Source organism: Pseudoalteromonas luteoviolacea H33-S, from assembly GCF_001625695.1.
Taxonomy (GTDB): Bacteria; Pseudomonadota; Gammaproteobacteria; order Enterobacterales; family Alteromonadaceae; genus Pseudoalteromonas; species Pseudoalteromonas luteoviolacea_B.
The window spans coordinates 1-18,689 of the sequence record NZ_AUXY01000056.1; the positions used below are offsets into that span (position 1 = coordinate 1).

The following is an 18,689-nucleotide window of genomic DNA, read 5'->3' on the forward strand; positions in this document are numbered from 1 at the left end:
GCCTATTTGATCAACAAGGCACATTTCAACTTCAATAATGATACTTTTCAATTTTAAAAAACATTCCTAGTCATTCTCCTTTCCACTTAATTCAATAATATATATTCGCTTTAAAGACTCGGTAAATTTATAACCACGCCAAAGATGACAAAACATGTTAAGGTTGTGGCAAATCAAAAAACTTACTAAGTGCTCTATGACAATAGAAAGTTATCTTGCTCTATTCAGCGCCATGTTTATCGTAGGGATCATTCCAGGCCCTGCTGTATTTGCTATTACCACCGCTTCTATGGCAGGAGGCTTTCGACGGGGTGCAGCAATGACATTGGGGCTCATCATAGCTGATTATTTTTTCATACTCTTGGCGGTATCAGGGTTGGCTTTTATAGCAGAGTCTATGGGCAGTACCTTTGCGGTTATAAAATATCTCTGTGCCGCTTACTTAATTTGGATGGGTATAAAGCTATTTCGGGCAACACCTGCTATCGATACGCAAACACCACCAGCAACCAAACATCATATTGATATTTTGGCTGGTTTCTTATTAACCATGAGTAATCCAAAAGCCATTATATTTTACGTTGCACTGTTCCCTGCCTTTGTCGACTTTCATACCATTACAATAACTGACATTTTAGGCATTTTTATCTGTGCTACTTTAGCGTTTGGTTCGGTCAACCTGGGGTATTCATACCTCAGTGCAAAAGCAAAAAGGTTTGTTTCTACATCAAAGCGAATGGGGATGTTTAATAAACTCGCAGGCAGTTTGTTGTCAGCCTCCGGAGTGGCCGTAGCGATGAGGACATAACAATCTAATACAGACTTCACTTTCAAGGAAAGATAATTATGGAACTATTGCTCGGACTAGTCGCGTTTATAACATCACTGATTGCGGCCATTGTTGGGTTTGGCGGTGGTATGTTGTTGATTGCTCTACTGCCATTATTTTTAAATCCCGCGTTGGTGATCCCCATTCATGGACTCACTCAAATTACCAGCAATGCATCACGGGCGCTGTTTTCTCTCTCTGATGTCCAATGGTCCCTCCTCCCCGCTTTTTTTGTCGGCTCGGTACTCGGTACTCTCCTTTTTGGTGTTGTTTTATATAACATGCCAACAACCTATATTCCGACAGCAATTGGCCTGTATATCTTGTTAAACCTTTGGTACTCACCTTTTTCGAATTTTATTAAGCGTTTTGAGAACTTTTATATCATTGGCGCCTTACAAACTGGGCTGGGATTAATTGTGGGTGCCACAGGGCCATTATCTTTGACAGTGCTGACCAAACAGCTTCAATCCAAAGACCAAGTAGTGGCCACTAGTGCAGTGTTCATGACACTCAGCCATTTAGCAAAAATTCCTGTGTTTTTGTTAGTCTCTTCTGAGCTATTACAAAGTGGCCCTATTATTATTGCCATGATGTGCGGCGCAATGTTTGGTTCATATATTGGCACTAAGCTGCGTTTATCCGCGAACAACACACAACTTATTGGTGTCATTAAAGTGTTACTCAGTGCTCTGGCAGTTAACATGCTTCTATCAGCTCTTTTTTAGCCGTCTAACAACTAAACAACATACCGTAAAGCGGTTTTTTACCTTTATCAAACACAATACTAATGTCTCAAGCCGTTTACTCCACACTCCTTCCATATTCTTAGCATATAATAAAATAGATTTAGATAAGATAGAGAAACGACATGCGCTTGATCCCATATGCTCTTTTGAGCTTAGCCACTTTAACTGGGTGTCAATTCAGCGAAAATGACACTCCTGAAGTTACAGTAGTAACACCAGCTCCAGAAGTACAAAGTAATTTGGAAATCACTGAGATATCAACTGGTCCGCTAGATATGTTAGCACCAAGTGATACTGTTAAAACTTATTACACGGTAGATGTAACAGGTTTTGATAATGTTGACGTTGAAGTCCACTTTTACCTAATGCACTCTGATGAGTTAGATTCACAAAGTGAGCAAGAAGCTGCAATTGAAGACATTCAACAAATCGCCGTTGTTGAATTAGCAGGACTTTCTGCTGGTACTAGCGAGCACGAAATTGAACTGACATTGCCAAATTCTTTAGAAGGCGGTAACTACCACATCTTGGCTCAAATTGATCCAAATGACCTGCACGTGGAAGACATTGAAGAAGATAACCACCCTTCTGTTGATCACGATCCTCATTTAGAAGGCAACTTCCCACATGCTGACATTGTCGTTCGCCAGCAAGAAGGCCATGATTATAAATTACTTGGCGCTGAATTTGGTCAAGCGGCGCTAATTTTGGACACGCCGGACGTCGACAATGGTGCGAGTGACCACCACTCTGATCTTATTGGTTACTTTGAAGCTGATTATGAAGGCACAAACTTAGGACTTTCGCATATTAAAGCAGAAGTCATGGTTGCTGGTAACTGGGTTGAAACCCACTTTTGGGATGCAACAGCGGGTCAATATACAGACACGCTTGCACATGAATTCAGAGCTGAATTACATGATGAGCATATTGGTTTTGACATCGCATTAGAGCCTGAATTAATCAAAAACCTGCATGAAAACTACGATGCGAATGCACAAAACAACCTTGAGCTACGTTTTACCCTCATTGATGCGGCCCAAGATGCAGAAACAAACACTGATAACAATCAGGTGTTAACCTCTATCCCGTTCTACTTTTTTGAGCAAGAAGCTGCAACCGAAGAGCCTGCAAGCCGCTCAACAAGACAAGCTAGGTTTACTGAGCAAGCCATCGTGCCTGCTTCTGTTGGTTTGGCCAATATCAACTTCCAAAGTGAATTTGATAAGTCATACGGCGACAAATCTAAGTTCAGTGTTGGCGTAGACTTACAAGGTCAGCTATTTATCGTGCCAACTGGCGATCCAGGCGGTCGTATTACTGGTGAAGGTACTGTTGAAGCTTACTTCTTCAAAGCAAAAAATACCTTATTCAGTATTTCTTATAATGGCAGTGCTTACATCAGTGGCCTAAATACAGGTTATGAATCTGAAATGATCATCTTCAACAATGTTGTGTTTGAAGATGAAAAATTTACTGCTAAATATGAAAAGTCATGGGAAAAGAAATGGGAAGAAGATAAAACGCTTGCCCAAGCCACATTTACTGTAGGTCCAATTCCTATCAAGGTAGAAGCAGGTGTCACAGGTAACCTAGGCTTTGAACTTACCGTTGGCTACAATGCAGAGCTATACGCTGAAGGCGACCTATTCCATGTCGACTTTGGTGCTTTTGGTCGTGGTGGTGTAAACCTACTGGTTGCTTCAGCTGGAGTACAAGCGATTTTAACGTTAATCGATAATACGTTTGCCATGGAGTCAAATGCAGGCTTTGCACTGCTCACCAACAACAACACAAATCCACATATCTACTACGGTATTGAATTGAAAAATGACCTTGATGTCATTTCAGGTAAATTTGGTTTATACGCGGAAACCTATGGTGTTAAATGGTGTAAGAAGTGGGGGATCCCTTACCCTTGTGGTAAGAAAACATCTCGCTATGATCTTTGGTTATATCAAACCAATAGTGTATTTGATAAATCTTGGACAATTTACTCCAAAGAAGGTGAAATCGATCTATGATCACGCTTAATAAAGCGATGCTAGCCAGTGCACTTTGTGCACTGGCTGTTTCTAATACAGCCGAGGCAAGCTGTTCAGCACAATACAACTTTGTTATCGATACGCACACCACATTTAACTACGATCAAGTCAGCCAGCAAGGGCAACAAACCCATATAAAGCTCAATGGATTGTTGACTATCAAAGCTGCAAAGCACAATGACGAAGACGGATGGTGGGCAATCAAAGCGGATAAAGTGACAGCTGGTCAGGGGCAGTTTGCATCAGAACTTGCCAGCTACACAGTTCCATTTGCATTTAAGTTAGCAAAAAATGGGCTCGTCACAGACTTTTGGTTTCCAACCAAATTAGATACTCAGACGCAAGACCAACTTAAAGGCCTAGCCTACTATTTTCAGTTTCAGCGCAGCAATCCAGCTTTAATCAAAAAAGAGCAAGATACGCTGGGACGATATACCGTGTCTTATCAATTTAAAGATGATGAGATCCATCTAAATAAGCACACCTATGCGCTCCATGATAAAACACAAGCAGCATTGCAGACGGTAAACGTCGCTTCATCAGGTCATCAAATCACACCTAATGCATGTTTTTTTGAAACCCGAAAAGGTCAAGAAACGCTGCTTTTTTCTGGTCAATCACAAAGCTTAAATTTAAAAACCAAGCAGCAATATCAATTGCTACCAACGAGCTCAGCATATCCCTCAGCTCTATTTAGTTTACCCACGAATTTAGAAAACTGGCCAAGCGCAGAAAAAACACTCAGTGAGGACGAGCTTGCACAGCTCAAAAAATCCTTACAAAGCTTGGTGAGCAAAGGAAATCTAACCGATATTTCAGCCTACGATTTAGCCAAACAGCTAAGTCAGTTTGACGCAGTTATCGGCTCACTAGAGACGATATTTTTGCAACAAACACTCTCCGATGAAGCGCAAATGCGCTTGTTTAATGCATTAGGTCAGCTTGATAGCCCGAACAGCCAACTACTACTTGGCCACATATTGGTTAATGCAGAAAAAGACCCTTTAATGCAGTTTCGTGCCCTTCGTGCCTTATCTCAAGGACAAAGCGCGCTGAGCCCTGAGCTTAGTGCCTTGCTGACAGAGCAAATCGAAAGCGGCTTCAATAGCTTAGACTCAGAAGTGACGAGCAGCTTTTATATGACAATTGGTGCGATGCTCAACAGTCGAACTGCCAATGCCCAGTCTGCTCAGCTACATGACGTATTGTCTGAGCAATTGTCATTAGTCACAGAGACCAACATAAAATCAGCACTTATTACCAGCCTGGGGAATAGCCGGGATGAGCAGCACTTCGAGCAAATTGACAGCTATGTAGAGGATTCAAATAAAAGTGTGCAACGAGCTTCAATTAGAGCGCTCGGCATGATGCAAACTGAGCAAGCGTACACGAGTTTAGAAAAGCAACTTGCTAAACCTCAACATCAAAATCAAGTCGCGCTGCTAAAAGCGCTATCAAATTATCAACTTGAACCAGCTGCCAGTGATGCTGTGCTTGCAATTGCCGTGAACAACCCAACAGCAGAGAGCCGTTATGCAGCTATTCAAGCACTTGCAACACAGGAGCACAAAGACGGTATTAAAGCCACATTACGCACTGCGTTAAAAAAGGAAACGTCTAAGCGTAACTTTAAAGCCATTGTTGAACTGCTTCACAGTACAAAGCAAAACACACCATAAACTTTCAAATAGTGGCTTCGTCTAACTATGTGTTAGTCGAAGCAACAACTCAATGCCATTTCAGCGCTTCGCACTAAACTAACTTAAATCTGCTTAGGACCAGTCAATGACATTCCACTCTCCCATTCCGATTATCCGTAGCTTTGATAAGCAAGTCGCACACGCTTTTTATATCGAATTTTTAGGGTTTAAAATAGACTGGCAACATCAATATCAAGCTGACTTGCCCATGTATATGCAAATATCAAAAGATACCTGTATACTGCATTTGTCAGAGCATTATGGCGATGCGTCTCCCGGGATGAGTATTAGAATTGGCTGTGATGACCTTAAGTCTTATCACACCCACCTAATTAAAAAACAGTTTAAACATGCTAGGCCCGATATTATCGTGCAACCATGGGGACTAGAAATGGCCATATCAGATCCATTCGGTAATAAGCTGATTTTTTTCCAAAGCGCCGAGTAGAAGGTGAATCTGATCACCTTCTAAAAATTACGACCTCATATCTAATCTTTCATTTGTTCTATCGCGACAATCTCAGAGCGGTTCATTGTCAACTTATAACGCTCTAGCTGAGTGTCCTCACCTGATTTAAAGCGCATAACTAAGTTAATTTGATATCGCCGCTCCACAGAGTTTTTCGACACTTTATGCCCTTCAAGGCTATAAAGCTTACCAGCCCCCTTTTTCAGATAGCGCGCAAAAGAGCTCATATTAAAGGTGATCCTTTGCTGAACTTCCTCATAACCCGGTAAAAATTCATTAATTTGCACCTGATTTTTACAGCTAAAGTGCAATAAATTTGCTTCCTGACGATTTTGCCTGCCGCGCTTTTTAAGCAGCTTATCAACATCGTCTGGTATATCTTTCTTTTTGATATGCTCTAACCATATGGTCTGCGTACAGACGGTTTCATCATTGACCGAGTTTTTAAATTTATTGCGCCATTTAGGGCGGCCTTTTTGTACCTTACGCCATGCCCATTGAGTCAAATCATCTTTAAAGGTTTCTCTTAAACCATAAATGACCCCTAACAGTGCGATAAGCGCTATCGTGATCTCTTCAAAATTTGACCTTGCATTCAGTACCAGGTACATCACAAACGCCATGATCACCGCAGTCACCGCACCGCGAGCAAGACGCTTTAAGTTAGCACCCAAGTTGGTCGTTTCTTTATTAAATACCACGCCATATTCTATGAGCCTTTCCAATAAGCGCATCTTGTTAGTAATTCGATTTGGGTCGTCCAACGTCACTTGTGAGTTATAGCTTTGCTTTTCTCGATAGAGGTTTTCTTGTTTACAGAAATCGATTACCTCACCCCGCTCTTTGCTAAAGTCACTTGATTTAGGACCCCGAGCCAACAACTTTAAAAAAGCTTGCTCTGTATGCCAACTTAAATAATTATCAGCATTTTGAAAGTACGATTTAAGCCGGTTATCCGGTGGCGTATAGCGTCTTAACTTCACCAAGAGTTTTGCACTTTGCTCAACTAGCTCAATGGCAGCAGGATAAAACTCTTCAGCTTGCTTAAGCTTTAAGGTTTGCTTCACGTCCGCATCTAACGCAATGCGAATTTGATAGCAAAATAAATTGAGATTGACACGATAATCGCTTTTTTGGCCCTTGCTTTGGCTGATAAAACGACTTCGAACAAGTGGAAGATGTAATTGCTCAGAATAATAGGCACTATGGCACTTGATATTGGCATTGAAGTAATCTACTTCATTTAGTGTGTTCGCATTGATCCCCATGTCAATTGGGATGGAAAAGTATAGATCAAGCTGGTTTGTCTCTTTTGGCAGGAGCTGATAGTTAATTTTAAATGATAGGCTTTCGTCTTGGCTTAGTTTTGCTTTGCTCACTCGAATAATTTCCCTCCTATTTTTAACACCGAGTAAGTATAACACAAATCCTTTTCTTACATTGGTTTAAGCTACTAAAAACTCAAGTATCAAGACAAAATTTCATTATGATTAGGTTGCCAATACAAGGATAATAAAGCTTTTGATTAATAGGAATTAACATGTCAGACACACAAAATGAAACGCTTGAAAATTTTATTGAGCGCGTAACACATCAAGGCGAGTCAGTTGAATTTGAACACACTATCCAGCTCATAGATAACTTATATGAATTCACACCTTGCGAATTTAAAAATGGCGAGCAAAATAATGAAGCAGGTACAAATTTAGGGTCATGCAAAATTCTCGCTTTTGCAAAACAGCACAAATTATCTGAGCAAGCCACCCTGCATTGCTTTGGGCAATACTACCGTCATGACGTTAAGCAAAACCCAGGTGGCGACGACCATGGCAATATCAGAAACTTTATTAAGTATGGCTGGAGCGGGGTTTCGTTCGAAGCTAGTCCTCTCAAGGCTCGCGCTTAGTTCGATAAATTAAGGGCTTTCAAATATAAAACTGATCGGTTTGCTAGCCAATACGTACAGTTTACAAACTCAATTTTTGGCAGCAAAATGGATCACGTAGATACATCCAGAATTATAGAAATGGCTTGGGAAGACAGAACCCCTTTTGAGGCAATACATCGTTTGTATGGCCTTGATGAAAAAGCGGTCATTAGATTGATGCGTGACGAGCTCAAAGCCAGTAGCTTCAAACTTTGGAGAGCGCGAGTTTCAGGTAGAAAAACCAAGCATCAAAAACTGCGCTCTCCTGACGTCAGCCGTGGTTATTGTCCGACTCAGTATAAACATAGAAAATGAAACTAAGGTATGAATACAACTAAAGTTCATACCTGTTTTAATCGTCATTATTCAATATTTAAATAACCAATGCGTTGTAGTTCTGACGCTTTGAACTTAACAGGATCTTGCAATCGACAATCGCCTCCCTGCCTCGCAAACCCTTTAATAAAGTCAGTATCATCTTCATTTGAAAAACACGTTTTAGGCACCATAATAGACTTTAGCTGTGCTGGTGAAAATGCCCAATTTTCATCCGCCTGCAGCTGTAAACTCTGTAAATAAAGCGCATATACTGTCGCCGCTGGTGCTATCCAAGATGTGTGTTTTTCATAGTCGGGTGCATAACGCAAACCAAATGCATCAAAGTGCATTTTTGGCGTACTGTTTGAACCTAATTTGGGGAAAGTTTCTGCGCCGGTATTAATAAACATATCAACCGTTTCATGCATATTGAACTCATCAGCATATTCTGATGCAGTTTCTCGCCAAAACTGTTCTCCGGTCTTGTCTAACTGACTATCATGCACACCCGTTGTAAAAGAAGCTATGCGCAGTCGGTTATCAAACTCAATAACGTCCAATGCATGAGATAGCGGGTCCGCCTCATGTAAAGCGGACTGCAAGCCTAATACATCTTCTGAATTAAACATAACTTCGTAAAGTGGCTGTAAAGATAGCAACATTGAACTTGCTTCTTCAATCGTCAACAACCCATCACAATGTTTATTGAAAACATCGGAGATCATATCTGCCGTATGTGAACCCGAATAGTTAACAAATCTCACACCGTGCTTTTGAAGAACATCTTGTTTTAGTGAGTCTGCAGCAACCTGAAACTTCGCCAATAGCGCATTACTGTCTTTTTGGCATACCAGCTCATGATTTGCTTCAAATGGCCTAAACTTTCTTATGTCAATAATGACAAACCCAGCCCTTGGCGCGAACTCTGCCATATAGCCAATCACCCTATTACCATGGGCGTTTTGGTGAGAGTTTGTCTCTGAGTTAAATTCATCTTGAGGTACGCGTTGCGCATATTGATTACCCAATTCACCTAACCAAAAAGCAGAGGCAAACCCAGGTAAAGACTCCCCGCTTTCAACATCTGTAAACGTAAATTTATCAAGCTCAGATAATATTTTCGCGCCAACTCCAGAGAGCAATAAATTAGGGTTGTCAGCAACAAACTTGTTGGACTCAGCATCATAAGCATAAGCCGCTTTCATACGGCTTCGGTAACGCAGTGCAACTTGTAAGGCAATTTCACGATCCAAAACGAGTATTGTTTGGTTGTCATCGACTCTTTCGCTGTCAAATTGACCATCAGTGAAATTAATACGGACCTGCTCACACAACTCATGTCTCGACTGCACTGGTTCAAGTGTACAATCTATGCCTTCTTGCTCCATCCAAGCAGTTGTATCTTTTGAATATTCCTCAGCTGTAGCTTTAAGTGCTTTTAGGTTTTGTTGAGGTTCTGGTAATTTATTCGTGGGCGGGTTTGGTTGAACAGGCTCCTCAGGTAGCTCAGAAACGGGCTCTTCGGGTAACGGCGAGACTGGCCCAGACTCAGATGAACCGCAACCTACGAGGCTTGCCAAACATATCGCCAGCAACCCCCTATTAAAATAATGTCTTCGTTTTCCCATTTATAATCATCCTTAAAATCTAATATGGCGCTTAATTACAGTAATTTGCGTGATTGAATAAGATAATATTGGTCCGGATGAATATGCTCATACTTTGAACAAATGAATTTTTAGGCGGTGGGTAGTGCGAATTCCAATGATTAGCTGTGAGGTAGTCAAACACCACACAGCATAATAATCGCTAGGTTTAGAGAGACAGGTAACCTAGGGTATTTAGTTGATCAGCTCTGTATTTAAGTGGGTCTTGAATTCGGCACATGTTATCACCCATCCACATAAATGCGCTAATACCATACACGTACCAATAGTCGCCTGCATCATTACATGCCTTAGGTAATAATTGTTCTTTTAAAAGCCCTGGTGCAAAACCTATTTGAAACGTCTCATTGTATAGTTTTGCTTGCTCGTTTATAGCATAAGATACAGCTACAGGTGTTGACCATGACGATGACAACAATGCCCAGTCAGCAGCATATTGCATACCAAATACGTCAGACGTCATTTTTGGCGTGCTATTTTGGTTAAAGAAATTAGCGCGGCCATAACCAAAGTTTACATACATATCTATATGTTCATGCCCTGAAAACTCATTACTAAAGTCTTTAAATACTTGTTGCCACCCGCTTTCGCCTGTCGGTGAAACATCTGTGTCTACACTCTCTGATGTATAAGGCTGAACTCGGATACGATTAGGATAATCAATCACATCTAACGCATCATCTTTGTTATCCGCATTGATAACTGCCGCTTGAAAACCAAGTACCCCTGACGCTTCGAACATTGCATCATAATATGGCTTCATCGCTGCGAGCATGTTACTTGCTGCATAGTTTGACATGTTACCTGAACACTCATTACGCTGCCATGCTTGCTTTACGTGATAACGGTTATAACCGCCAGAGAAATTAATATACTCAACTCCGTATTGCTCAATAACATCTTGTGTTAAGGAAGCCGCAGCCGCTTGCATATAAGATTTAAAGGTTTGGCTATCTTTATTACACACAGCTTCTCGGTGCTGAAGGTATGGTAAGAAAGTTGCTGTATCAATTACAACAAATTCAGCATTCGGATTATGTTGAGTTAAATATCCCAGCACTTTAGAGCCATGGCTAAAGTGTGGCTCTTGCGTGATATGATCCTGTGTATCACCCGGCGCAGCGCTGCCATATGCGACTGCTAAATTCCTCAACCATGCTGAAGGTAAAAATGCAGGGGCTTGAGTTTCAGGGTCTTTAAAGGTATCTAATTCTGTCAGTAGCTTTTGGCCAAGTTTAGAAATAGCCACCTCAGGATCACCTTCGACAAACGTATTTGTTTGCGGATCGAACTCTAAATGCGCTTTAATGCGGCTGCGATATCTTAATACAGTGTGCAAGTCCACTGCTGAGTCTAGTACTAATATGGTTTGCCTTGGATCTGTTCGATTTTGATCAAATGCACCATCACTGAACTTAACAATGCTGGTTTCACACATTGCATGAGGCACTTCAGCTGTACATTGAATGCTTTCACTTTGGATCCATGCGACAGTATCTGCAACATATTGATCGCTAGCAGCTTTTAATGGGTGAGCCTGAGCTGACATTGCCACAGTAGTTGCGACCAAGCTAAGTGCGATTGATAGTTTAGCCATTGTTTGTTCCTTGCTTGTTAAAAAGTTCTTGAACACGTGCGATTGATTCATCGATACTCGCGTGTCTTACAAATACTGAACCAAATAGGTTTCCATATATTTTGCGAATTTTTTCATGTTGTGCGTCAGAATAGCCCAGCTCGTCCATCACGATTTGCGGGTTCTCTAATATTTGCGACTCCTCAAATGAGTTAAGCGAGGCAAATACAAGCTCTTCTAAATCCAAGTCTTGTCTTTTTGAAAACGCCACATCTTGATTTGCCTGTTCATTTAATTTTTCTGCAAGCTGTGCTGTTGTTTCATACAAAGGAGATGTCTCGCCTTGCTTTGCTAATTCATCCAATATTTTTATCGAGTACACTCTCGCCAATGCTTGGTCGTCACCAAACTCTGCCATTGCGCCCTCTAAGTCAACCAGCGTATTTTTTGCTAACTCGATGACCGCAGGGTCATTCAATAACGCTTGTATTTCTGCTTTAACAAACCCCGATGAGTTAAATTTACCTACTGATGCTTGCATACGATTGAACGACACTAACATACGTTCTTTCGTGCTTACTTCTCCTTGCTTAGGCAGCGGGTGTAGCTGCTCTATCTCATCAGCAATTTTATTACTCAGCTGCTTTAACTCACTCACTTGTGAGATCTCGACTTGTTTTGGCTGTGTTTCCGTATTTTTTACTGTTGGTTGTGATTCATCACTTAGCCAATAAGCACCTCCAAGTCCAATACCAAGTACTAAGGAACCAGCGAGCGCTAACTTACCAATATTCATCCTTAAACTCCTCAAATAAATATAAAACTAAAAGAACAAAGGGAAGCTAAGCTTCCCTATGCATAAAGAGGATTACTGACGAACAATAACCTTACCTAAATCAGCAGCGAACTGGTTCTGCCAAGTTAAGTCACCAACAAACATACCGTTAGCTACGATAATGTGGTTAGTTGTAACGTCGCCTTGAGTTTCGAAGTTGTAAACGTCAAACTTAGTGTACTCACGCTCGATTGAAGCAACTTTAAGCTCAACACCTTCAGCATTGTACATAGAGTGACCAACTTTAACGTCTTTTGCAGCAACCATAGTACCGTCACCAATTAGCATACCGTGGTGTTGAGTTACTTTAAGCTCATTACCATCTTCGAAAGTGAATACGTATAGAGCCGGAGTTTCAGGACCTTTAGTACGTGCTTTCATTTCGAATACTTCAGTAGACATGTTGCTTAGTGTTGCATCATCATTAAGCGCAACTAGGCTGTCTTCAGTACCTAAGTCTTTCGCGCGAATATCTTGTATTTTGCCATCTTTAAGCACACGGATAAGTGTATCTTGCTCAAAACAACCACACTTACAAACTGCTGCGATAGCATGGCTGAACATATCAATTACAGGGTAGAAACCATTTGCTTTACCCCAATCACCAGCACGCTGAGTGATTTTGCCATTTTGAACAGCCCAGTCGATACGCATATGACAAGCGCTTGTACCAATCGGTTGGTATACACAACGGCCAGCAATACCAGCGTCTACTTCTGCACGGTTAGAATAAGTAGCTACATCCATAGTCGCACTAGCCTGAAAAGCTAGAAAACTTGCAAATAAGCTTACTAATAATGTGAAGACTTTCATTTATTTATTCCTTTATGTTTAAGTTTATGGTTAAAGAATTATTGATGGTTTGCTTTTAGAGTTACATTGTTGAACGCAGCATAACCATAAGCTGAGATGTACCATGTACCAGCTTTAGGGTTATTGATTACACAAGACTCATTTGATGTGTCTGGATTTTCTGATGCACAATCACTATCAAACGCCCAAGGCTCTGCACCATGTTTGATATATAAATCAGCATCACCAGAACCACCACTTAATGTTACTTTTAAGCTAGTAGCACCTGCTGGCACTTCATAAGTGAATGCTTTAGTCTCATTTTTACCGCCACTTATCACTTTTTCAAAACCACCGTCATCACCGCCTGCTTCTACATAAACAAGCTTATTAGGTGAGCCTTTTACGTCACTGATTTTGTTCTCAGACGCACCGCTAGAAAGCGCAGCAGTTACTTGAGTTGGTGAACTAGTTGGATTTTTTTCAAGGAAAAGTGCAGCAACACCAGCTACATGAGGAGCCGCCATTGACGTACCACTAATGGTTCTTGTCGCAGAGTCTGCGCCAATCCAAGCAGATTTGATTGATGAACCAGGGCCAAATACATCAATACATTTACCCCAGTTTGAGAAACCAGAACGTGCATCTGAAGATGTTGATGAAGCAACTGTAACAGCGGCTGGTGTGCTTGCTGGAGAGCGAGTACATGCATCAGAGTTTTCGTTACCAGCAGCAACAACAAATGAAATGCCTTTGTTTACAGCGCTTGTCACAGCGTTATTTACCGCTTGTGATTTACCACCACCAAGACTCATATTTGCCACAGATGGACCATTTGCGTTATTAGCAACCCAGTCGATACCAGCGATAACACCAGCATAAGTACCTGAACCACTACAGTTAAGTACACGTACACCAACAAGTTTTACATTCTTAGCAACACCGTAAGTTGCACCACCAATTGTACCAGCTACGTGTGTACCATGACCGTTACAGTCTGCTGAATTACCATCATTATCTACAAAATCGTAACCATTAACCGAACGACCACCAAACTCGTTATGGCTGTTCTGAATACCTGTATCGATTACGTAAGCAGTTACACCAGTACCTTTGTTCGGTGCTTCAAACTTGTTGTTAAGAGGAAGGTCTCTTTGGTCAATACGGTCTAGGCCCCAAACAGGGTTATTCTGAAGTGCTGAATAACTAGATTTAGATTTGATAGGCGCCACGGTGACAATCGCGTTTTGCTCTACAAAATCTACATCAGGGTGAGATAATAACTTAAGTAGCTGCTTTGCATCAGCATTTACAGCAACACCTGAAATACTGCTAGAATATTGACGTGTTACTTCAAGGCCAATTTCCGTTGTCAATGTATTTGTTAATTGTGTTGTAAATTGAGCTTTTACTTCATTATCAGCCGACGCAATACCTTGAGGTACTTTGTACACTACGATGTAGCTATCTTCAATCGCTTGAGTACCTGCTGAATTGCTATAAAACTCTGCTGCTTGCACTGAAACAGCTGATCCCGCTAGCAAACCCATTGCTATGGGGGTGAGTTTCCATTTGTTCATAAATTATCCTTATTATGCTTGTAAGTGTTTTTATATCGAAACATCTCTCTAAGTAAGTGCGACAAAACTACAGCAAACATCAGTCATACACCCACTTACTCCTCAATGGATGCGCATTAATATTTACATATGCAGAACCAAAAATAAACACCCAATACATCAAAATACAACAATTAAATTACATTTTATTAATTTAAAAGGGAAAATTATTTGTATTTGGAACTGGTGGAAGGTGCTAAGACTCTATTTTAGTCTTATTGAAAAAATGAATAATATACTAAAATATTAAGCACAATTTCTTTCTGAATGAATTGATATCATGCCTATATAATTATGGCGACCACATTCAGAAGCAGTAAGATAAGATACGATAAATCAGATAAATACGTTTTTTACAAACAAAAAGTTAATATGCACTCACTAACTTTAAATAACTTTAATAAATGGTAGTAAACCATATGAACGCTTGTTACTTAAAATCAAAAAGGCAGTTTTTGCAACAATAAAAAAAGAGCAAATAGCAAGATATTGAAAAGTGCTGAGTGATTCGAAAAAGTTTAGTGTCAATAACGAAATAAAAACAACCTTCATGTATAACTCATTCTCGAATAATTAATTTAACCCCCATGCATTGCAGCCTCTAAAAGTGCATAAAAACCGCCCAGAAAAAACAAATCAAAAAATTAACACAAAATACACAACACAGTTCACTTTACATACAGCAATTCCATGTTGCTTGCACACTTTATTGCTAACTTAATATCCGTAAAAGTAGATGAAAAATATCATCTTAAATCTTCACTCAATAATGATAAAATTTAGAATGTAAGGACCTACTTCATGCGCAAAAATTTATCAAAGTTAACCAAAATAACTACCTTCGTGGCGTTATCCTTAGGTTTTAATGCATCCAGTTACGCCTGCACAGGCCTAGACAACAGTATTAATGTAACAACCAATACCATACATAATGGAATGATGACCTATTTGTCATTCACACTGACTAATAATCAACATACCCTTCACGCGATAGGTGGTGATAGCTTCGTAAAAATGACATATGGCAACACCTGCGAAATATTCAATATCAGTAATTACAATGGTGTACAGGTCAATTTGAGTAATTATGGAAATACATACAATGGTCAAAACCTTCATACTCACCAGCTTATACATGGCGGCAATGGCAATGATGTCATTAGGACAGGCAACAAAGTAGATTATGTCTACTCAGGTGCTGGAAATGACCAGCTATTCACCTTGGGCGATACAGATATAGTAGATGCAGGCGAAGGTATAGACTGTGCAGAAGTAGGCACAGCAGGCTCTATCCCTCAACGCCCTGAAAATCATGAGTTATCGAGCTGTGCTAATTTCTCGACCATCATAAGTAAAACCCAAAGCTGTACTGGCGGCGGCGCCTTGTTCACCGATTATTATGTAAATGGTGTTTGGGGCATTCAGTCAAAGATCAACAGTGTGAGCTACACCTTTGAGCAATATGGTGAATTGGTTTTTGTTAACGCAAAACTTGGTAACTCAACAGCCTGCTCAACACCTAACACCTCAAATATCGACCTTATTTTTGCCAAATTGAGTAGTGGTAATGATAGCTTGAATGCCTCAGTAATTACTTACAACATGACTGTATACGGCCTAGAAGGTAAAGATAACATCACCACAGGCAGTGGCCACGACTGGGTATTTGGCGGCAGTGATAAAGATATTATTCGCGGTGGTGCGGGAAATGATTGGCTCATGGGCGACTCACGTATCGAAACAGATAAACGCGGTGTTGTTTTTACGCTTCCTATAGGCAGCTCGGCAACCGCACAAGACAAAGTATATGGACAAGATGGTCACGACGTGATTTTTGGTAATGGCCATTCCGATCACCTTGAAGGTGGCAATGGCGATGATCTCGTTTTTGGTAATGCAGGAGATAAAGATCGCTTACATGGTAACAGTGGCGACGATATTTTAGTGGACTCTGGCGGTAACAAGTGGAAAAAACGCGCAAAATTGTGGGGTGGAAGCGGTAACGATATCGTGTTATGTGAAGATGGTGACTGCGAGCTCTTTGGTGGCGGTAGCGCAGATTTTGTCGCAAGTTTCTCTCAATATAACCATGACATTGGATTATATGGTGGTGATGGGGGAGATACACTTTACAACCGTGGCGATCAATACCCAGAAGGCTCTGGAGGTGGTGGTAACGATCGATGCCATGGACCATGTAAGCTTATAAAATCATCAGGCACAGGGATTGGTGGAGACAATATAGAAGCTGCGGTCTATTACGCTGCGGGTGTCATGACCGCGGTATATGAGGGCGCGATTGACATGCGCAGTTTCAGTGGTAATCACAGTGATTTTAGTAAGCGTATCGCTGATTTGGTTGACCAAGCAGCGCTCGATTACTGGCAAAATAATCGTCACCACTCAATTTATGTCATCGAAGGTAGGAAATAACTAACAGCCTTAACTTGGTAGCCACCTTTGCGCTACCAAGTTGGTGTAAATGAAATAACAATTACCGGTAATTTACGTCACCGCTTCTAAATAAATTAAGTTCTCCATTGCTTCTTCATTTGTGCTACCGCATGTTTCCCTGTCGGCTTTGAAGTCACTGCATACTTGGGGGCGTTCTGGCTCACCAAAGATAGAACATAAGTTATTGTCGTTTAAGTACTCACAACGAATATTAGCAGCCTTTCCCAAAGAGCTAATACTTGGTGCTATACAACATGCACCACAGCCTAATCTACAGTCCATAATAAGCACCTATTCAATTCAAAAGCGCCATTATACGCGTTGTAGTGCCACCTGTATGTAATCTACACAAAAAACATACAGCTTTTAGCAATTGTAAAAATGTAACAGGGTACGCAATGCTTTGTTACATATTGAGCTGATATCAAAACACCTTGAAATATCTATTGGCGTATTATTGATGGTAATTGATACGAACTTGATTAATACAAGCGTATCCAAATTGTCAATTCAGGAAGGAATTAACATCGTGGCTAGTAAAAAACAAATTATATTACCGGGTGTCGTCTTACTTGGCGGTATCGCAAGTGCAATCGCATTTGCGTCGATGAAAACGCCACCCGCTGAAAAAGAAAAAAAAATCATACACCCATTAGTTGAGGTAGCGCCTGTACAGGTTGCGCCTCTAGAAATGTCTGTAAGTTCTTACGGCATCGTCAAACCTAAGTACAGTACCAAATTGGTCGCGCAAGTAAGCGGCCAAATTATTGATCTCTCTGAGCAGTTTGTTAAAGGCGGGTTTGTTAAAAAAGGCGAGGTGTTAGCACGCATTGACCCCAATGATTATGAAGCTGCACTGATTGACGCGCAAGCCACGCTTGCTCAAGCGAGTTCCGCACTTGAGATTGAACAAGCACAAGCACATGTTGCGAAGACAGAATGGGAGCGCATTAAAAGCAATGCAAGTTCTACTATCCCTTCTGAGCTGTATTTAAGAAAACCACAACTTGCAGAGAAACTGGCCAGATTTAAAGCGGCACAAGCAAGTGTAAAGCGTGCGAAAAGAAACTTAGAGCGTACATATGTAAAGGCACCTTATGATGCGATCATTGAAAGTCGAGCGCTCAGTTTAGGCAGCGTAGTTAACCTTGGAAGCTCCGTTGGTGTATTAAATGCGATTTCTGTGGCAGAGGTTCGTCTACCCGTCGCAGATAGCGATCTACAACACCTGAAAAACAACGGAATTGACGCCAGTGTCACCTTGATGGCCAAAGTCGCCGGCCAAGATGTTGCTTGGCAAGGTAAGATAGTCCGTAGCGAGGGCGTTATTGATAACCGCAGTCGTATGACCTATCTCGTTGCACAAGTTGAACGCCCTTATGATAACAATCAAGCACCGCTGCGCTTTGGCGCCTATTTGAACGCACAAATCAAAGGCAAGTTATTAAACAACGCAGTAGAGATCCCACACCATCTTGTACGTGATGGTAAAGTCGCTATCTTAAACAAAGATCGTACTCTTTCATTTAAAACTTTAAATGTCGTCAGAGAATACGATGGTTTGGTAGTTGCTAACCAAGGTCTTGAATCAGGACAGAAATTAATTACCACCTCTTTAGAATTCCCAACCGAAGGCATGCAGTTGAGCTTAGACGATGGCCAAGCTGCAACACCTTCTAATGCCCTTGCATTAAAAGAGGAGTAATAGC

The 18,689-nt window shown here is 41.0% G+C and carries 16 protein-coding genes; 9 read left to right on the plus strand and 7 right to left on the minus strand.

The features are described from left to right. Positions 1-196: 196 nt before the first annotated feature. The 5 genes from N477_RS05945 (at position 197) to N477_RS05965 (ending at position 5,771) form a co-directional block, all read left to right on the plus strand. Complete coding sequence (locus tag N477_RS05945; RefSeq protein ID WP_063362460.1) at positions 197-808, plus strand: LysE family translocator; 612 nt, start codon at positions 197-199, stop codon at positions 806-808. 38 nt (positions 809-846) lie between these two features. Continuing rightward, positions 847-1,557 carry a sulfite exporter TauE/SafE family protein gene (locus N477_RS05950; protein WP_063362324.1) on the plus strand — a complete coding sequence of 237 codons (711 nt, stop codon included), beginning with the start codon at positions 847-849 and terminating at the stop codon, positions 1,555-1,557. Positions 1,558-1,700: 143 nt separating this feature from the next. Continuing rightward, positions 1,701-3,602, plus strand: coding sequence for a hypothetical protein (locus N477_RS05955; RefSeq protein WP_063362325.1), 1,902 nt, complete (start codon positions 1,701-1,703; stop codon positions 3,600-3,602). Further along, positions 3,599-5,302, plus strand: a complete 1,704-nt coding sequence (locus N477_RS05960) for a HEAT repeat domain-containing protein (protein ID WP_063362326.1) — start codon at positions 3,599-3,601, stop codon at positions 5,300-5,302. Before N477_RS05955 ends, N477_RS05960 begins: the two co-directional genes overlap by 4 nt. A 106-nt stretch (positions 5,303-5,408) precedes the next feature. Further along, positions 5,409-5,771: a glyoxalase superfamily protein gene (locus N477_RS05965; RefSeq protein WP_063362327.1), complete on the plus strand. Its 363-nt coding sequence runs from the start codon at positions 5,409-5,411 to the stop codon at positions 5,769-5,771. Positions 5,772-5,812: 41 nt separating this feature from the next. Here N477_RS05965 and N477_RS05970 read toward each other — a convergent pair whose 3' ends face one another. After that, entirely contained in the window at positions 5,813-7,171 is a 1,359-nt protein-coding gene (locus N477_RS05970) for a hypothetical protein (protein ID WP_063362328.1), read from the minus strand. A gap of 161 nt (positions 7,172-7,332) precedes the next feature. Between N477_RS05970 and N477_RS05975 the strand changes: the two genes are divergently transcribed. After that, positions 7,333-7,698: a HopJ type III effector protein gene (locus tag N477_RS05975; RefSeq protein ID WP_063362329.1), complete on the plus strand. Its 366-nt coding sequence runs from the start codon at positions 7,333-7,335 to the stop codon at positions 7,696-7,698. 87 nt (positions 7,699-7,785) lie between these two features. After that, the gene (locus N477_RS05980; protein WP_063362330.1) at positions 7,786-8,034 is read left to right on the plus strand and encodes a TIGR03643 family protein; all 249 of its coding nucleotides are present in this window, start codon (positions 7,786-7,788) and stop codon (positions 8,032-8,034) included. A gap of 47 nt (positions 8,035-8,081) precedes the next feature. Here N477_RS05980 and N477_RS05985 read toward each other — a convergent pair whose 3' ends face one another. The 5 genes from N477_RS05985 to N477_RS26570 form a co-directional block, all read right to left on the minus strand. Continuing rightward, positions 8,082-9,665 (minus strand): hypothetical protein, encoded by a 1,584-nt coding sequence (locus N477_RS05985; RefSeq protein ID WP_063362331.1) that lies wholly within the window; start codon positions 9,663-9,665, stop codon positions 8,082-8,084. Positions 9,666-9,852: 187 nt separating this feature from the next. Continuing rightward, positions 9,853-11,301: a hypothetical protein gene (locus N477_RS05990; protein WP_063362332.1), complete on the minus strand. Its 1,449-nt coding sequence runs from the start codon at positions 11,299-11,301 to the stop codon at positions 9,853-9,855. Next, a complete protein-coding gene (locus tag N477_RS05995; protein WP_063362333.1) occupies positions 11,294-12,076 on the minus strand; it encodes a hypothetical protein in 783 nt (260 codons plus the stop codon). Before N477_RS05995 ends, N477_RS05990 begins: the two co-directional genes overlap by 8 nt. 72 nt (positions 12,077-12,148) lie before the next feature. Next, positions 12,149-12,928, minus strand: coding sequence for a Hint domain-containing protein (locus N477_RS06000; RefSeq protein ID WP_063362334.1), 780 nt, complete (start codon positions 12,926-12,928; stop codon positions 12,149-12,151). 38 nt (positions 12,929-12,966) lie between these two features. After that, on the minus strand, positions 12,967-14,487 hold the full coding sequence (locus N477_RS26570) for a S8 family serine peptidase (protein WP_063362335.1): 1,521 nt from the start codon (positions 14,485-14,487) through the stop codon (positions 12,967-12,969). A gap of 840 nt (positions 14,488-15,327) precedes the next feature. Between N477_RS26570 and N477_RS06010 the strand changes: the two genes are divergently transcribed. Beyond that, positions 15,328-16,959 (plus strand): calcium-binding protein, encoded by a 1,632-nt coding sequence (locus N477_RS06010; RefSeq protein WP_063362336.1) that lies wholly within the window; start codon positions 15,328-15,330, stop codon positions 16,957-16,959. 72 nt (positions 16,960-17,031) lie between these two features. On the opposite strand, the gene N477_RS06015 is transcribed toward N477_RS06010, so the two are convergent. Continuing rightward, positions 17,032-17,262, minus strand: coding sequence for a hypothetical protein (locus N477_RS06015; RefSeq protein WP_063362337.1), 231 nt, complete (start codon positions 17,260-17,262; stop codon positions 17,032-17,034). 247 nt (positions 17,263-17,509) lie between these two features. Between N477_RS06015 and N477_RS06020 the strand changes: the two genes are divergently transcribed. Further along, positions 17,510-18,685 (plus strand): efflux RND transporter periplasmic adaptor subunit, encoded by a 1,176-nt coding sequence (locus N477_RS06020; protein ID WP_063362461.1) that lies wholly within the window; start codon positions 17,510-17,512, stop codon positions 18,683-18,685. Positions 18,686-18,689 lie beyond the last annotated feature (4 nt).

What these genes read in the sequence shown, in the direction of transcription:
- N477_RS05945 (WP_063362460.1), top strand. Translation starts at nt 197, where the DNA reads ATGACAATAGAAAGTTATCTTGCTCTATTCAGCGCCATGTTTATCGTA.
- N477_RS05950 (WP_063362324.1), top strand. Translation starts at nt 847, where the DNA reads ATGGAACTATTGCTCGGACTAGTCGCGTTTATAACATCACTGATTGCG.
- N477_RS05955 (WP_063362325.1), top strand. Translation starts at nt 1,701, where the DNA reads ATGCGCTTGATCCCATATGCTCTTTTGAGCTTAGCCACTTTAACTGGG.
- N477_RS05960 (WP_063362326.1), top strand. Translation starts at nt 3,599, where the DNA reads ATGATCACGCTTAATAAAGCGATGCTAGCCAGTGCACTTTGTGCACTG.
- N477_RS05965 (WP_063362327.1), top strand. Translation starts at nt 5,409, where the DNA reads ATGACATTCCACTCTCCCATTCCGATTATCCGTAGCTTTGATAAGCAA.
- N477_RS05975 (WP_063362329.1), top strand. Translation starts at nt 7,333, where the DNA reads ATGTCAGACACACAAAATGAAACGCTTGAAAATTTTATTGAGCGCGTA.
- N477_RS05980 (WP_063362330.1), top strand. Translation starts at nt 7,786, where the DNA reads ATGGATCACGTAGATACATCCAGAATTATAGAAATGGCTTGGGAAGAC.
- N477_RS05985 (WP_063362331.1), bottom strand. Translation starts at nt 9,665, where the DNA reads ATGGGAAAACGAAGACATTATTTTAATAGGGGGTTGCTGGCGATATGT.
- N477_RS05990 (WP_063362332.1), bottom strand. Translation starts at nt 11,301, where the DNA reads ATGGCTAAACTATCAATCGCACTTAGCTTGGTCGCAACTACTGTGGCA.
- N477_RS05995 (WP_063362333.1), bottom strand. Translation starts at nt 12,076, where the DNA reads ATGAATATTGGTAAGTTAGCGCTCGCTGGTTCCTTAGTACTTGGTATT.
- N477_RS06000 (WP_063362334.1), bottom strand. Translation starts at nt 12,928, where the DNA reads ATGAAAGTCTTCACATTATTAGTAAGCTTATTTGCAAGTTTTCTAGCT.
- N477_RS26570 (WP_063362335.1), bottom strand. Translation starts at nt 14,487, where the DNA reads ATGAACAAATGGAAACTCACCCCCATAGCAATGGGTTTGCTAGCGGGA.
- N477_RS06010 (WP_063362336.1), top strand. Translation starts at nt 15,328, where the DNA reads ATGCGCAAAAATTTATCAAAGTTAACCAAAATAACTACCTTCGTGGCG.
- N477_RS06015 (WP_063362337.1), bottom strand. Translation starts at nt 17,262, where the DNA reads ATGGACTGTAGATTAGGCTGTGGTGCATGTTGTATAGCACCAAGTATT.